The organism is Paraburkholderia lacunae (genome assembly GCF_003353175.1).
GTDB classification, from domain to species: Bacteria; Pseudomonadota; Gammaproteobacteria; order Burkholderiales; family Burkholderiaceae; genus Paraburkholderia; species Paraburkholderia lacunae.
On the sequence record NZ_QHKS01000001.1, the window covers coordinates 236397 to 251049 of the forward strand.

The 14653-nt window shown below is 62.8% G+C and carries 14 protein-coding genes; 9 read left to right on the plus strand and 5 right to left on the minus strand.

What is annotated here, in order from left to right:
• Positions 1-18: 18 nt before the first annotated feature.
• Both clpP and DLM46_RS01140 read left to right on the plus strand, forming a co-directional pair.
• Complete coding sequence (gene clpP / locus DLM46_RS01135) at positions 19-666, plus strand: ATP-dependent Clp endopeptidase proteolytic subunit ClpP (RefSeq protein ID WP_115098872.1); 648 nt, start codon at positions 19-21, stop codon at positions 664-666.
• Between the two features lie 194 nt (positions 667-860).
• Complete coding sequence (locus DLM46_RS01140) at positions 861-2306, plus strand: NYN domain-containing protein (protein WP_115099251.1); 1446 nt, start codon at positions 861-863, stop codon at positions 2304-2306.
• A gap of 161 nt (positions 2307-2467) precedes the next feature.
• Here DLM46_RS01140 and sodB read toward each other — a convergent pair whose 3' ends face one another.
• On the minus strand, positions 2468-3046 hold the full coding sequence (gene sodB / locus DLM46_RS01145; protein WP_115098873.1) for a superoxide dismutase [Fe]: 579 nt from the start codon (positions 3044-3046) through the stop codon (positions 2468-2470).
• Between the two features lie 196 nt (positions 3047-3242).
• On the minus strand, positions 3243-4622 hold the full coding sequence (gene xseA / locus DLM46_RS01150) for an exodeoxyribonuclease VII large subunit (RefSeq protein ID WP_115098874.1): 1380 nt from the start codon (positions 4620-4622) through the stop codon (positions 3243-3245).
• A gap of 608 nt (positions 4623-5230) precedes the next feature.
• On the opposite strand from xseA, the gene lpxK reads away from it, so the two are divergent.
• From lpxK to DLM46_RS01175, 5 genes are all read left to right on the plus strand, one after another.
• Positions 5231-6247 (plus strand): tetraacyldisaccharide 4'-kinase, encoded by a 1017-nt coding sequence (gene lpxK / locus DLM46_RS01155; protein WP_115098875.1) that lies wholly within the window; start codon positions 5231-5233, stop codon positions 6245-6247.
• A complete protein-coding gene (locus DLM46_RS01160; RefSeq protein ID WP_007180583.1) occupies positions 6228-6431 on the plus strand; it encodes a Trm112 family protein in 204 nt (67 codons plus the stop codon). The genes lpxK and DLM46_RS01160 overlap by 20 nt, the downstream gene beginning before the upstream one ends.
• Positions 6432-6589: 158 nt before the next feature.
• Positions 6590-7390: a 3-deoxy-manno-octulosonate cytidylyltransferase gene (kdsB, locus tag DLM46_RS01165; protein ID WP_115098876.1), complete on the plus strand. Its 801-nt coding sequence runs from the start codon at positions 6590-6592 to the stop codon at positions 7388-7390.
• A gap of 215 nt (positions 7391-7605) precedes the next feature.
• The gene (gene adk / locus DLM46_RS01170) at positions 7606-8271 is read left to right on the plus strand and encodes an adenylate kinase (RefSeq protein ID WP_115098877.1); all 666 of its coding nucleotides are present in this window, start codon (positions 7606-7608) and stop codon (positions 8269-8271) included.
• A 260-nt stretch (positions 8272-8531) separates the two neighbouring features.
• Positions 8532-9290, plus strand: coding sequence for a 3-hydroxyacyl-CoA dehydrogenase (locus DLM46_RS01175; RefSeq protein ID WP_115098878.1), 759 nt, complete (start codon positions 8532-8534; stop codon positions 9288-9290).
• Positions 9291-9386: 96 nt separating this feature from the next.
• Here DLM46_RS01175 and DLM46_RS01180 read toward each other — a convergent pair whose 3' ends face one another.
• Together DLM46_RS01180 and murJ are read right to left on the minus strand one after the other, a co-directional pair.
• Positions 9387-10229: a SirB1 family protein gene (locus DLM46_RS01180; protein WP_115099252.1), complete on the minus strand. Its 843-nt coding sequence runs from the start codon at positions 10227-10229 to the stop codon at positions 9387-9389.
• Positions 10230-10234: 5 nt separating this feature from the next.
• Positions 10235-11785 carry a murein biosynthesis integral membrane protein MurJ gene (murJ, locus tag DLM46_RS01185; protein ID WP_115098879.1) on the minus strand — a complete coding sequence of 517 codons (1551 nt, stop codon included), beginning with the start codon at positions 11783-11785 and terminating at the stop codon, positions 10235-10237.
• A gap of 564 nt (positions 11786-12349) precedes the next feature.
• Between murJ and rpsT the strand changes: the two genes are divergently transcribed.
• Positions 12350-12628 carry a 30S ribosomal protein S20 gene (rpsT, locus tag DLM46_RS01190; RefSeq protein ID WP_054034306.1) on the plus strand — a complete coding sequence of 93 codons (279 nt, stop codon included), beginning with the start codon at positions 12350-12352 and terminating at the stop codon, positions 12626-12628.
• A gap of 227 nt (positions 12629-12855) precedes the next feature.
• Here rpsT and DLM46_RS01195 read toward each other — a convergent pair whose 3' ends face one another.
• Complete coding sequence (locus DLM46_RS01195; protein ID WP_115098880.1) at positions 12856-13203, minus strand: DUF3579 domain-containing protein; 348 nt, start codon at positions 13201-13203, stop codon at positions 12856-12858.
• Between the two features lie 440 nt (positions 13204-13643).
• On the opposite strand from DLM46_RS01195, the gene argF reads away from it, so the two are divergent.
• Positions 13644-14573, plus strand: coding sequence for an ornithine carbamoyltransferase (argF, locus tag DLM46_RS01200; protein ID WP_115098881.1), 930 nt, complete (start codon positions 13644-13646; stop codon positions 14571-14573).
• Positions 14574-14653: the final 80 nt, after the last annotated feature.

Consider the following 14653-nt stretch of genomic DNA (forward strand, 5'->3'; position numbering starts at 1 on the left):
CACTTGAACGAGACCCACATGCATTCCAGCTATCCATCCGTCACCGGCCTTGGCCTCGTACCCACCGTGATCGAACAATCCGGCCGCGGCGAGCGCGCGTACGACATCTATTCCCGCCTGCTGCGCGAGCGGATCGTGTTCCTGGTCGGTCCGGTGAACGAACAATCGGCCAGTCTGATCGTCGCGCAGCTGTTGTTTCTCGAATCCGAGAATCCCGACAAGGATATTTCCTTTTACATCAATTCGCCGGGCGGCTCGGTGTACGACGGCCTCGCGATCTACGACACCATGCAGTTCATCAAGCCGGAAGTGTCGACGCTGTGCACGGGCTTTGCCGCGAGCATGGGCACCTTCCTGTTGACCGCCGGCCAACGCGGCAAGCGGTATGCGCTGCCGAACGCGCGCATCATGATTCACCAGCCGTCGGGCGGCAGCCAGGGTACGGCCGCGGACGTCGAGATTCAGGCGAAGGAGGTGCTCTATCTGCGCGGACGGCTGAACGCGATGATGGCCGAGCGCACAGGGCGCACGCTCGAGGAGATCGGGCGCGACACCGATCGCGACAATTTCATGTCGGCACACGGCGCGAAGGACTATGGCCTGATCGACGAAGTGCTCGAGACGCGCGCTGCGCTAAGCGATACGCCTCATCACCACGACCGGTAGCGAGGCAAAACACCGGCCTGCGCGCTCATCAAGCGCCCGCGCGGCTCGCGCATCGTTCAAAAGAGCCCTCGATTCCGAGGGTTTGTTGTTTCCCGCATCGGTGCGCGCCGAACACAAAAGCTGATCACCTTCGCAGGAGTCGCTATCATGGTCGCGATTCGTCGAGTTCGACGATCGCTTCAATGGAGGAATACATGGCGTCATCCAGTGAAACCGTCAGCATGGCGCTATTCTGCGACTTCGAAAACGTTGCGCTCGGCGTGCGCGATGCGAAGTACGACAAGTTCGACATCAAGCTGGTGCTCGAGCGTCTGCTGCTCAAAGGCAGCATTGTCGTGAAGAAAGCGTATTGCGACTGGGACCGCTACAAGAGTTTCAAAGGCGCGATGCACGAAGCCAATTTCGAGTTGATCGAAATCCCGCACGTGCGCCAGTCGGGCAAGAATTCGGCCGATATCCGGCTGGTGGTCGACGCGCTCGACCTCTGTTACACAAAATCGCACGTCAATACCTTCGTCATCATCAGCGGCGACTCGGACTTTTCGCCGCTGGTGTCGAAGCTGCGTGAGAACGCCAAGCAGGTGATCGGCGTGGGCGTCCAGCAGTCCACGTCTGACCTGCTGATCGCGAACTGCGACGAGTTTTTCTTTTACGACGACCTCGTACGCGAAAGTCAGCGCACGGTAGCCAAACGCGAGTCGACGCGAGCGCAGCCGAGCGCCCAGCCAACGGCCAAACGCGCGCCGGATGAAGAAAAGAGCCGCAGCAAGGAAGACCTCGAAAAGCGTCGCACCAAAGCGATCGAGATCGCTGTGCAAACGTTCGACGCGCTTGCCTCCGAGCGCGGCGATAGCGGCAAGATCTGGGCATCGGTGCTGAAGAATGCCATCAAGCGCCGCAAGCCGGATTTCAACGAGACGTACTACGGTTTTCGCGCGTTCGGCAATCTGCTCGAAGAAGCTCACGCGCGCGGACTGCTCGAATTCGGCCGCGACGAAAAGTCGGGCGCCTATGTCTATCGGGGCACGGCCGCTAATGTGACGGGCGAAAGCGCGGGCGAGCAGACTGAACAGGCTGAATCGGTTGAGCAGACGGTTGAAACGCAGACAGCGGAAACGGTCGCCGCCGAGTCGGGCGGCAAACATGAGTCACGCCGCAGAGGACGTGGGAATCGCAAGGGAGCGCGTGGTCAGCAGGAGGCCGCTCGCGACGAGCGAGCCTCTGTCGAACGTGGCCGCGAAACTGAAGTGGAAGTGCCAGCCGAAGCGACATCCGAAGCGGTCCTGCAAGCGCCCGCGCTCAGCGAATCCGCTCCTGAACAGCAGAAGCACGCCTGGATAGAGCCGGAAGCCTTTGCCACGGAACCGGTCTTGGTCGCCGAAGAAGAAGGACGAGAAGAAGCGCACGGCAGTCCGGCCAAGCGCCGTAAGGAACGTGCACCGCGCAAGACAGCCGCGAAGAAAACGAAAAAGGCCGCCACGCGAACCATCGATGAAATAGCGGAGATCGCGGCGCCTTCCGAAGCACCCGCGCAGCCGGCGCAAGAAGCAGCACCCGTTGCGGCAAAAAAAGCTGCCCGCAAATCCGCGGCGCGCAGCCGCCGTCCGCGTAAAACGGCGGCGGCGAGCGACGCGGAATGAGCGTCTCGCGCGGGCCTCGCCTCCTCGCAGAAGCGGCTCGCAACAAACGCGGCACATCACGCGCACCAAACAAAAAGCCCCTGTCCGCAACGGACAGGGGCTTTTGTCATATCACGTCGTGAGCGTCGCCACCTGGCGCGGTGCGACGTTCACCGGCAATGTCACGCGAAATTCTTCTCGGCGAATGCCCAGTTCACGATGTTCCAGTACGCTTCGACGAACTTCGGACGCGCATTGCGATAGTCGATGTAGTACGCGTGTTCCCACACGTCGATCGTCAGCAGTGCCTTGGCGTCCGTGGTCAGCGGCGTAGCGGCGTTGCTCGTCGACACCAGGTCGAGCGAACCGTCAGCCTTCTTCACCAGCCATGCCCAGCCCGAGCCGAACGTGCCGACTGCGGTCTTGGCGAATTCTTCCTTGAATTTGTCGAAGGAACCCCACTTGGCGTTGATCGCGTCAGCGAGTGCGCCGCTCGGAGCACCGCCACCTTGCGGCGACACGCTGTTCCAGAAGAACGTGTGATTCCACACTTGCGCTGCATTGTTGAAGAGGCCGCCCGATGCCTTCTTGACGATCTCTTCGAGTGACAGGTTCTCGAACTCGGTACCCTTGATCAGATTGTTCAGGTTAGTCACATAGGTCTGGTGATGCTTGCCGTAGTGAAACTCGAGCGTCTCTTCCGACATGTGCGGAGCGAGAGCGTTTTTCGCGAACGGCAGCGGCGGGAGCGTATGTTCCATGGTGCTTTCCTTCTGTCTGTATCTGTTGTGGGGAGTCTGCGGATAACGCTGTAGAGCACTGGATTGTAGGCGACTTGGAATAACCCCGCAAACGAACGGACTTTATGTCCGGCATCGGCGAACATGCCGTACGGATAGCGTAATTAGTGCTCGCGCCTGCGGTTTGCGGGGTCAAAAATACGGTCTCGGCGAAGTATCAGAAACCGTCGGTAAGGCGTGGTTGCACATCGGCCAGCACGATGTCCGCCGAGCCCTCGGCGAGATGCACGGTCAGGCGCCGCCCGGGTTTCAACGACGACGGCGCACGCACCGCACGGCCGCTTTGTGCATCGAGCATGGCGGCATAGCCGCGTTCCAGCGTGCGTTGCGGACTGAGCACTTCGAGCCGCGCGGCAAGCGTCGCGATACGAGCGGTCTGACGTTCATGCTGGCGTAACAATGCAGCGTCGAGACGCTGCGTGAGGCCCCTCAGTGTCGCCTGATGCGCGGCGAGATCGGGACGCCAGCGCTGCCAGCGCATCTGCAGCAGCGAAAACCGCGCTCGTGCGTCGCGCACCGGGCGCGCACCCGCCGACGCCAGCCGCAAGCTCAGTTGCTGCAAGTGCGTGCGCTGCCGTGCGAGCCGCTCGGCCGGCGAGACGAGCCGGCGTGCGAGCCAGTCGAGTTGTTGGGCGCGCCGCTCCATCATTCGGCCGAAACCGCGGGCGAGCGTCGCATGCCGATGGTCGAGATCGCGCAGCAACAACACGCGCTGCGGACTGACGAGTTCGGCGGCGCCGGTCGGCGTCGGCGCGCGCACGTCGGCGGCAAAATCGGCGATCGTGAAATCGGTTTCGTGACCGACACCGCTCACCACCGGCAACGCGCTTTCCGCAATCGCGCGCGCCAGCACTTCCTCGTTGAAGGCCCACAGGTCTTCGATCGAACCGCCGCCGCGGCACACGATCAGCACGTCGACTTCGCGCCGCGCGTTCGCCGTTTCGACCATCGCGGCGAGTTTCGCGCTGACGCCCGCGCCCTGCACCGGCGCCGGATAAACGATCACCGGAATATGCGGCGCGCGACGGCTCAAGGTGGTCAACACATCGCGCAACGCGGCCGCCTGCAATGACGTCACGATACCGATCGCCCGCGGATGGGCCGGCAACGCGCGTTTGCGCTCAGCGGCAAACAGGCCCTCCGCTTCGAGCTGCGCTTTCAGCCTGAGGAATGCTTCGTAGAGACGCCCCTGCCCCGTGCGGCGCACCGCTTCGACATTCAGCTGCAACTCGCCGCGCGGCTCGTACATCGTCACCAGCGCGCGTACTTCGATGCGGTCGCCTTCGCGCGGCGTGAATTCGGCGTATTGCGCACGACCGCGGAACATCACGCAGCGCATCTGCGCCTGTGCATCCTTGATCGAGAAATACCAATGGCCGCTTGCGGCGCGCGTGAAGTTCGACACTTCGCCGGCGACCCAGACGAGCGGAAACGAGCGTTCGAGCATCGTGCCGATCGCGCGATTGAGCACGGATACGGGAACGACGACCTCGCCGCCGGGCACGGCCGACGAGGAAAAAGGGCTTTCGGGATTCATGCGAGGAATGTGTTTGACTGGCCGGACAGACGATAGACCGAGCGGCCGGCAACGTCCAGCACATCGTATTGATTGTCAAAAGTGTCCACATCGCGGGAGCCCCCAGGCGAATTCCGCCAAATTGGCCGCCAGGCCGCGCAAATCTGAAGCATGTCTTTGATTTATATCGCATTTATATCTCCTCAACGAGAATGATTGCCGATCCGGAGCGCTCGGAATGGCCTTCTCAGCCGATCGGGGGGCAGGTTCTCCACAAAGTTATCCACAGGTTGAGTGCCTCGCCGAAGTGTCGATTCACGGTGCGCCGGCCGGCGCGCGACTTGCCGCGCACGACGCACGCGCGCTAGAGTGCCGGGTTCGACGGCGTGCTGAACGCCCTGCGGCGCGCGCCTTTACGGCACACTGCTGATGGTGTCGGACGCTGGGCAGTGCATGCCGCCACCTCGATTTCAACTGCCTTTTCGATGACTTCGCGATGACTTCGCGATGACTTCGATTGCCCGGAGAACCGCGTTGATGCTTGCCCCGCGTATCGCGCCTAGCGCTTCTACGCCGACGTCCCGGCCCCTTCCGGCGCGTCGCGCGCCGCACATCTGGGCGGCTTGCCGATGAACGATCTGAACAACCGTCTCGAAGCTCGCCTCGCACGCGAATGGCAGCAGCGCGGCCCGTTCGCGTGGGCGCTGACGCCCTTCGCCTGCGTGTTCGGCGCGATTGCCGCCGCGCGCCGCGCCGCTTTCTCGCTCGGCTGGCTGAAATCGGTGCGCGTCGGTGTGCCGGTGGTGGTGGTCGGCAACGTGACCGTCGGCGGCACGGGCAAGACGCCGACGGTGATCGCGCTGGTCGAAGCGTTGCGCGCAGCCGGATTCACGCCCGGCGTGGTGTCGCGCGGCTACGGCGCGCGCGTCAAGGCGCCGACGCCGGTCACGCCCGCGGCGGCGGCGAGCGTCGGCGGCGATGAACCGCTGCTGATCGCACGCCGCACCGGTGCGCCGGTGTGGGTCTGCCCGGACCGCGTTGCGGCCGCCCAGGCGCTGCGCGCCGCCCATCGCGAGGTCGACGTGATCGTCAGCGACGACGGCTTGCAGCATTACCGCCTCGCACGCGATGTCGAACTGGTGGTCTTCGATCACCGGCTCGGCGGCAACGGTTTTCTGCTGCCGGCCGGCCCGCTGCGCGAGCCGCTGTCGCGCCGCCGCGATGCAACGCTGATCAACGATCCCTATGCGCGCGCACTGCCGGCGTGGCCGAACACCTTCGCGCTGCAACTCGCGCCCGCCGACGCCTGGCATCTCGACAATCCCGCGCTGCGCCGGCCGCTCGCGCAATTCAGCGGCGAGCGCGTGCTGGCGGCCGCCGGCATCGGCGCGCCGGAGCGTTTTTTCGCGACGCTGCGCGCCGCCGGCCTCACGCCCGCTACCCGAGCGTTGCCCGATCACTATGCGTTCGAGCGCAATCCTTTTACAGACGTGGACGCCGACGCGATCCTGATAACGGAAAAGGATGCGGTAAAATTAGGGTCCTGGCACGATGCGCGCATCTGGGTTGTCCCGGTCGAAGCCGCGCTCGATCATCGCCTCATCGCATTAGTTGTGGAGAAAGTCCGTGGACGCTCGCCTGCTTGAAATTCTCGTCTGCCCGATCTGCAAGGGCCCGCTCAGCTACGACCGTGCGGCGCAGGAACTGATCTGCAATGCCGACAAGCTCGCCTACCCGATCCGCGACGGCATTCCCGTGATGCTCGTGGACGAAGCCCGGCAAACCGTGGAAGGCACGCCCGTCGACCTGAATCCGGGCTCCGTCGCCTGAGTTTGTGCTGACGGGGTTGCGGCATTTGCCGATCACCCCGCGTTCCCGATCCGCTCTTGCGATCCGCTTCTGCGATCCGCATTTGCGTTCAATTTCGTCAGCGCTCGCATGCAACCCGCAGGCGCTTTCTTCCGGTTTCATCGCCGCCCGCCTTTCCGATGACCCACGCTAACGCCACCACTCCCCCGTTCATCGCCGTCGTGCCGGCCCGGCTCGCCTCGACGCGTCTGCCCAACAAGCCGCTCGCCGATATCGGCGGCAAGCCGATGGTGGTGCGGGTCGCCGAGCGCGCGCGCGAATCGGGCGCACAACAGGTGCTGATCGCCTCCGACGCGCAAGCGGTGCTCGACGTGGCCCGCGAGCACGGCTTCGAAGCCGTTCTGACGCGCGCGGATCATCCGTCGGGCACCGACCGTCTCGCGGAAGTGGCGGCGCAGTTCGGCTGGAGCGACGACACGATCGTGGTGAACGTGCAAGGCGACGAACCGCTGATCGACCCGGCGCTGGTGTGCGGCGTGGCGTCGCACCTCGCGGCCAGCAGCGGCTGCGCGATCGCCACCGCGGCGCATCCGATCGCCGACCCCGCCGAAATCTTCAATCCGAACGTCGTCAAGGTCGTGCTCGATGCGCGCGGCATCGCGCTGTATTTCTCGCGCGCGCCGATTCCCTGGGCACGCGACGCCTATCAGCCGCACTGGCCCAATGTGGCCGCAATGCCCGCGCCGCCTGCGTCCACGGCGGTTCATCGGCATATCGGCCTGTACGCATATCGCGCCCAATTCCTGCGCACTTACCCGAGTCTCGCGATCTCGCCGATCGAGCAGGCCGAAGCGCTCGAACAACTGCGCGCGATGTGGCACGGCGAGCGCATCGCGGTGCTCGTCACCCAGGACGTGCCGCTGCCCGGCGTCGATACGCCCGCCGACCTGGTGCGCGTGCAGGCTTTATTCGGGGCTTGAGCGCAAAAACCCATGGCATAATCGAACGGTTCTGCGCGCCTCCCGCTGGAAGCGAGAGTCAGGGTTTGCACCCGGTCGCGCTGTCGTCGTCTTGCAGCGCCGTCGTTTTCGATGCGCAGCGCGAGGCGCACCGCGGCAGCCGATGCGGGTCCCTCGACGAATCGTGGAATGGCTACAGCGCCGCCAAAGAATTCACATAGATCTGGAGATATCGCATGCGTTTGATCCTTTTGGGTGCTCCCGGAGCGGGCAAGGGCACTCAGGCAAACTTCATCAAGGAAAAGTTCGGCATTCCGCAAATTTCCACCGGCGACATGCTGCGCGCGGCCGTCAAGGCAGGCACGCCGCTTGGCATCGAGGCGAAGCGCTTCATGGATGCCGGCGAACTGGTCACGGACGAACTGATCATCAACCTGGTGAAAGAGCGTCTGCAGCAGCCGGACTGCGCGAACGGCTACCTGTTCGACGGCTTTCCGCGCACGATCCCGCAAGCCGAAGCAATGAAGCAAGCCGGCGTCGCGATCGACTACGTGCTGGAAATCGACGTGCCGTTCGACGAGATCATCGTGCGTATGAGCGGCCGCCGCTCGCACGCCGCGTCGGGCCGCACGTACCACGTCAAGTTCAACCCGCCGAAGGTCGAAGGCGTGGACGACGTGACGGGCGAGCCGCTGATCCAGCGCGACGACGACAAGGAAGAAACGGTCAAGAAGCGTCTGGACGTGTATGTTGCGCAGACCAAGCCGCTGATCGAGTACTACAACAACTGGGCGAAGCACGGCGACCCGTCGTCGCCGCTGAAGGCGCCGCAGTATCGGCGCATTTCCGGGCTCGGCACGGTCGATGAGATTCGTGAACGCGCGTTCGAAGCACTGAAGTAAATTCGCATCGGCGTCAGCCGTTCAGAAACCCGCCCATACCGGCGGGTTTTTTATTGCCGGCCACCGCGTGCGTTGCGCTCGCCGCTCTATACCTCGCCCAGTATTATTTAGCCATCCATAGCGGTTTCTTCGCGAGCCGTCCCGCTGGGCCGGTGCGCCCGTTACCCGCTCCGCTTTCCGCGCTGCAACATAGCCGCTACAATCGTTCATCGAAAAAATATTCGATCTCGACATTACTGAACCGAAGCAAAGGAGAAGACATGGAGATTCGTGACAACGTATTCCTGATCACCGGCGGTGCGTCCGGCCTCGGCGCCGCGACCGCGCGCCTGTTCGTCGAACACGGCGGCAAGGTGGTGCTCGCCGACCTGAACCAGGATGCCGGTGAAGCGCTCGCGAAAGAACTCGGCGGCGTGTTCGTCAAATGCGACGTGAGCCGCGAAGAAGACGCAACGCAAGCGGTCGAAGCTGCCACGAAGCTCGGCACGCTGCGCGGCCTCGTCAATTGCGCCGGCATCGCGCCGGCCATCAAGACGGTCGGCAAGGACGGACCGCATCCGCTCGACTCGTTTGTGCGCACCATCTCGATCAACCTGATCGGCACCTTCAATATGGTCCGGCTCGCTGCCGCTGCAATGTCGAAGAACGAACCCAACGCGAACGGCGAGCGCGGCGTGATCGTCAACACGGCGTCGGTGGCCGCGTATGACGGCCAGATCGGCCAGGCGGCTTACGCGGCGTCGAAAAGCGGCGTGGTCGGCATGACGCTGCCGATCGCGCGCGACCTGTCGCGCAACGCGATCCGCGTGATGACGATCGCCCCAGGCATCTTCGAAACGCCGATGCTGCTCGGCATGCCGCAGGAAGTGCAGGACGCGCTCGGTGCGATGGTGCCGTTCCCGCCGCGTCTGGGCAAACCGGCGGAATACGCAATGCTGGCCAAGCAGATCTTCGACAATCCGATGCTCAACGGCGAAGTGATTCGTCTGGACGGCGCGATCCGCATGCAGCCGAAGTAAGCTGGCATTCACGCAGTGCGTCAGTGCTGCCGCGCCAACGTAAAACGCCTGCGCATGATGTCATGCGCAGGCGTTCTGTTTTGATCGAGAGCGTTTCTAGTCGCGGTCGTTGTGCTGGGTGCGTTGCCGCAACTCGTGCAACTGCGACTCCACCACCGTCGCGTCCTCGGCATCCGGACGGTCGCCGAGATAGCGTTCGAGATCCTCGAGTGCCGGGCGCAGGTAATCGAGCCGCGCGTAAGCAAAGCCACGGTCACGCACTTCTTCGATACTTTCCGGCAACAGGATCACGAGGCGCTGCTGCACCGCCAACAGCCGCTGCCAGCGTTCCGTCTGAAGATAAGTGGACTTCAGATTGCGCAGCATGCGGGCGATGATCTCGCGTCGCGTCGCCGGTTGCAGCAGCACGCGCAGCGCCCGGCCCACCGACTCGCCGGCCGACGCCACATACGGCTCCAGCATCTCCACCATCTCCGATTCGGACAGCGAATGCCCGCTGGTCGGATCGAGCATCACGTCGCCATCGGGCGTCGTCACGCGCAGCAGAAAATGCCCCGGGAAGGACACGCCGCGCACCGGAATGCCGATCTGCTCGGCCATCTCCAGATACAGCACCGCCAGCGAAATCGGAATGCCGCGGCGGCGCTTGAGCACCGCGTTCAGATGGCTGTTATCGGGATCGTAGTAATCGTTGAGGTTGCTGGCGAAACCCAGTTCGCGGAAGAAAAACCGGTTCAGGATGCCGACTTTCTGCTTGATGTCGGCGTCGTCCGGCATGCGGCGCTGAAGACGCACCACCAGTTCGTCGATCTCGGCGAGCGTGCCTTGCAGGTCGAGATCGGGATAAGCGTCCTGCGCGAGCGAGAGCGCCGCCTCGGTCAGCGGCAGGCTGTCGTCTTCGGCGACGAGCGTGCTGAAATAGTCGAGAACCCGCGTCATCGTGATCACTTCACTCGCCTCTTGAAATACGCGTACTTGAAGCCCATCAACCAAAGCATACCGAAATATAGCGCGGCGAACAGGACGAGGCACGCGCCCAGCAAGACGATGCGGTCGACCGGCCGGTTATGCATGCCGATCCAGTCGAAGCTGATCGCCAGCCAATGCATTGCGCCGGCCAGCACGAGGCAGGCACCGAGCAATTGCACGAAAAACTTCAGCCAGCCTTTCGACGGCATATAGATGCCGCGCTTGCGCAGGCCGATGAACAGCAACAGCGCGTTGACGCACGCGCCCAGCCCGACGCTCAGCGTGAGGCCCGCATGCGAGAAAATCGGCACGAACAGGTAGTTGCTCAACTGCGTGACGATCAGCACGCCGACGCCGATCTTCACCGGCGTCTTGATGTCCTGCTTCGCGTAGAAACCGGGCGCGAGGATCTTGATGAGAATCAGACCGACTAGCCCGATGCCGTAAGCCGCCAGCGCGCGGCCGACCATCACGACCGAATTGCCGTCGAACTTGCCGTAATGAAACAGCGTCGCGGTAAGCGGCTCGGCGAAGAAAAACAACGCAATCGCGCTCGGCGCGGCCAGCAGGAAGGTCACGCGCAACCCCCAGTCGAGCAGCGACGAATATTCGTGCGGATCGGCGTCGACGTGTGCTTTCGACAGACTCGGCAACAGGATCGTGCCGAGCGCGACCCCGAGCAGCGCGGTCGGAAACTCCATCAGGCGGTCGGCGTAGTTGATCCACGAAACCGCGCCCGGACCGATCCGCGACGCAATATTGGTGTTGATGATCAGACTGATCTGCGCGACCGAAACGGCGAACATCGCCGGCACCATCTTCGAGAGCACCCGCTTCACGCCGCGATGCGCAAGCGCACGCAGCGGATTGAGGCCGATGCGCGGCACCATGTCGATCTTCTTCAGACCCGGCAGCTGCACCACCAGCTGCAGCACGCCGCCCGCGATCACCGCCCACGCGAGCGCGTACACCGGCGTTTGCAGATGCGGCGCGACGAACACCGCCGCGACGATGAACGCGACGTTCAGCAGGACCGGCGCGAACGCCGGCAGCGAGAAGTTCTTGTAGGTGTTCAGCACGCCCGACGCCAGCGACGTCAGCGAGATGAAAATGATGTACGGGAACATGATGCGCGTCATGGTGACCGCGAGCGCGTAGGCCTGGCCCTCATGCGCCAAACCGGACGCGACGGCGAACACCACGCCCGAGGCCCCCACCACGCCGATCACCGAAAGGATCGCCAACCCCCAGGCGAGCACCGTCGAGGTGGCGTCGACGAGCGCCTTGGTGGCGTCGTGTCCCTGCTGGTTCTTGAACTCGGCGAGAATCGGCACGAAGGCCTGTGAAAACGCACCTTCCGCGGAAATGCGGCGCAGCAGGTTCGGAATGCGGAAGGCGACGTAGAAGGCGTCAGTGAATTGACTGGCGCCGAACGCACGGGCGATCAGCGTTTCGCGGGCCAGTCCGGTCACGCGCGACAGCAGCGTGAAGCCGCTGACCGTCAGCAGGGCTCGGAATAGATTCATGGGGCGCTTATTATACGGGTGCCGCAAGTGCGGACGACGAGCCAGGACGCGATTCGGACCGATTCGAGCCGCAGACGTTCGATCGGAATGCCGATCGAGACGTTATTTGTTGCTTGCGCGGCTGGCCCGCCGGCCAGTCGCGAGCCTCCTGCCATTGCGCCGATAAAACGCACGAACACACACAAACAACACGCACAAACGAGCGCACCAGCAGGCGCGCGGCGGCTTACGGAACGCAAGGCTTCGCCGACCGGACCGGCTCATTCGCGTTGTTCATTCCCCGTTGCCACGTGCCTGATTTTGTTGCTATAATCGCCGGTTTCGAAGCTCGCTCAATTTTCGGACGGGGTCCAAAGTTGCACTTACTAGTGCACTTCGGTGCATTTCAGTGCACTTACTCGGCCTCGAAACACCCCGAACACGGGCCCGCCTTCGCGTAGTTCGATCGATTATTTCGACACTTTTGCGCTCTTGGGCAATCGCTTCCAAGAGTTCGGATCTAAAAGCAGCGCCTCACCACTTGAAGGTCAGGTACTGGAAACAGGAACAGGATAAGGAACCGTCATGGCTAACTCCGCACAAGCACGCAAGCGCGCCCGCCAGGCCGCCAAGGCAAACTCGCACAACTCGGCACTGCGCTCGAAGTTCCGCACGGCTATCAAGGCTGTGCGCAAGGCAATCGAAGCCGGCGACAAGGCTAAGGCCGTCGAGATCTTCCAGGCATCGTCGAAGACCATCGACATCATCGCCGACAAGAAAATCGTTCACAAGAACAAGGCAGCTCGCAACAAGAGCCGTCTGGCAGCAGCCCTCAAGGGTCTGCAAGCGCCCGCAGCACAGTAAATCCGGTCAGCCCGCTTCGGTGGGCTACCTCCTGTTTCCGCTGCAACAGAAAGGCTCGCTTCGGCGGGCTTTTTTGCTTGGAACTGACGGATCCGCACTGCACTGTACCGCGCGACTTGTCGCGTCGCGCTCGCAATTGACGGACCGCCCGCTGAGGCCTCGACCCCCGGTCGTAAAAAAACCCGCTGCCTGCGGGTTTTTTATTTTGCTGATCGGGCCGGCTTGCGCTACAGCACGTGCCTTTTGGCTTGCGGCGTAGCATGCTCGAGTTGCAAATCGCACGCCTCGGTCACGACAAGGTCATTGTCTTTCGCGAAGTTCAGCACGAAATCGAAGGCCATCGGCTCGATGTCGCGCAAGCGCGAATCGAGAATCACGCATTTGAGGTCGCCGATCATGGTGGGCCGGACGTACAACGAGTATTGCAGGTAGGCGTTCGGCCCCTTGCCGCCGGGGCTGGGACCGAAACATGCCATCACGCCCGCGAGCCGCTCCGACCAGTCGCTCGGCCGAAATTTTTTTCCGGTCGAGGTGATGCCCTGAATGAAATATTCGGTTGGGGGTGCTTCGGCCATGTAGGAATACCTGTGTGACTGCCCAGCGAGGTGAGAGCAAAGCGGACGGCAAATCGGCTTTAACTGCCTGAACACGTCGTACACGCCCCTACCGCGAGCCGCGCCACCAGAGACCGCAAAAGAAGGCCGCACACAGCCGCCCTGGCGATCGTCATGAAGGCGCACCGCTAGGACAGCTTTCCGGGCGCGCGAGCCGTGTCCCGCAAGCGAAATACCGGCCTGCTGGGCTTTGGGATAACCCGGGGATTATAGCGCAGGAGACCTTTTTCCGCAGTGCACATAAGTCTCGTCGGAAGGTTGCGCGAGGCTTTCACACGCCTTCAGCAGCCTTTTGGCCGACTCGTCAAACGAGGCAAAATCCTTTATGCTGCCTTGAGTTACCACAAACGACGGCGGCGCCGTCCGGCAATCCTGCCGGGTGAGACCGCCGTATTTGTTTCATGACCGCCAAGAAAATTCGCCACTATCTGCAGTTCAAGGATTTCTCGCTGGACGACTACGAGTACGTGCTGGAACGCGCACGTATTCTGAAGCGTAAATTCAAGAACTACGAGACTTACCATCCGCTGCACGACCGCACGCTCGCGATGATCTTCGAGAAAAACTCGACGCGCACGCGCCTGTCGTTCGAAGCCGGCATCTTCCAACTGGGCGGCCACGCCGTATTCATGAGCACGCGCGATACGCAGCTCGGCCGCGGCGAACCGATCGAAGACGCGGCGCAGGTGATTTCGCGCATGGTCGACATCATCATGATCCGCACGTTCGGCCAGGACATCATCGAGCGCTTTGCCGAGAATTCGCGCGTGCCGGTGATCAACGGGCTGACCAACGAATATCACCCGTGCCAGGTGCTGGCGGACATCTTCACGTACTTCGAGCATCGCGGGCCGATTCGCGGCAAGACGGTCGCGTGGGTCGGCGACGCCAACAACATGTTGTACACGTGGATCGAAGCCGCGCAGATTCTCGGCTTCAAGCTGCGTCTGTCCACGCCGCCGGGCTACAAGCTCGACCACGCACTGGTCGCGCCCGAAAGCGCGCCCTTCTTCCAGGAATTCGACGATCCGCACGAAGCCTGTACGGGCGCCGACCTGGTCACCACAGACGTGTGGACCAGCATGGGCTTCGAAGCCGAAAACGAAGCGCGCAAAAAAGCGTTCGCAGACTGGTGCGTCGATGCCGAAATGATGGCGCGCGCGAATCCGGATGCGCTCTTCATGCATTGCCTGCCCGCACACCGCGGTGAGGAAGTCAGCGCGGAAGTGATCGACGGCCCGCAAAGCGTCGTGTGGGACGAAGCGGAAAACCGTCTGCACGTGCAAAAGGCTTTGCTGGAATATTTGCTGCTCGGCAAGCTGAATCACTGAGCGAGCTATCGCGCAGCATCTGCGTGAAGCGCGGCGGGGCCTCGATATACGAGGCAAGTCAACCACGTCGGCGCCACGCA

What these genes read in the sequence shown, in the direction of transcription:
- clpP (WP_115098872.1), top strand. Translation starts at nt 19, where the DNA reads ATGCATTCCAGCTATCCATCCGTCACCGGCCTTGGCCTCGTACCCACC.
- DLM46_RS01140 (WP_115099251.1), top strand. Translation starts at nt 861, where the DNA reads ATGGCGTCATCCAGTGAAACCGTCAGCATGGCGCTATTCTGCGACTTC.
- sodB (WP_115098873.1), bottom strand. Translation starts at nt 3,046, where the DNA reads ATGGAACATACGCTCCCGCCGCTGCCGTTCGCGAAAAACGCTCTCGCT.
- xseA (WP_115098874.1), bottom strand. Translation starts at nt 4,622, where the DNA reads ATGAATCCCGAAAGCCCTTTTTCCTCGTCGGCCGTGCCCGGCGGCGAG.
- lpxK (WP_115098875.1), top strand. Translation starts at nt 5,231, where the DNA reads ATGAACGATCTGAACAACCGTCTCGAAGCTCGCCTCGCACGCGAATGG.
- kdsB (WP_115098876.1), top strand. Translation starts at nt 6,590, where the DNA reads ATGACCCACGCTAACGCCACCACTCCCCCGTTCATCGCCGTCGTGCCG.
- adk (WP_115098877.1), top strand. Translation starts at nt 7,606, where the DNA reads ATGCGTTTGATCCTTTTGGGTGCTCCCGGAGCGGGCAAGGGCACTCAG.
- DLM46_RS01175 (WP_115098878.1), top strand. Translation starts at nt 8,532, where the DNA reads ATGGAGATTCGTGACAACGTATTCCTGATCACCGGCGGTGCGTCCGGC.
- DLM46_RS01180 (WP_115099252.1), bottom strand. Translation starts at nt 10,229, where the DNA reads ATGACGCGGGTTCTCGACTATTTCAGCACGCTCGTCGCCGAAGACGAC.
- murJ (WP_115098879.1), bottom strand. Translation starts at nt 11,785, where the DNA reads ATGAATCTATTCCGAGCCCTGCTGACGGTCAGCGGCTTCACGCTGCTG.
- rpsT (WP_054034306.1), top strand. Translation starts at nt 12,350, where the DNA reads ATGGCTAACTCCGCACAAGCACGCAAGCGCGCCCGCCAGGCCGCCAAG.
- DLM46_RS01195 (WP_115098880.1), bottom strand. Translation starts at nt 13,203, where the DNA reads ATGGCCGAAGCACCCCCAACCGAATATTTCATTCAGGGCATCACCTCG.
- argF (WP_115098881.1), top strand. Translation starts at nt 13,644, where the DNA reads ATGACCGCCAAGAAAATTCGCCACTATCTGCAGTTCAAGGATTTCTCG.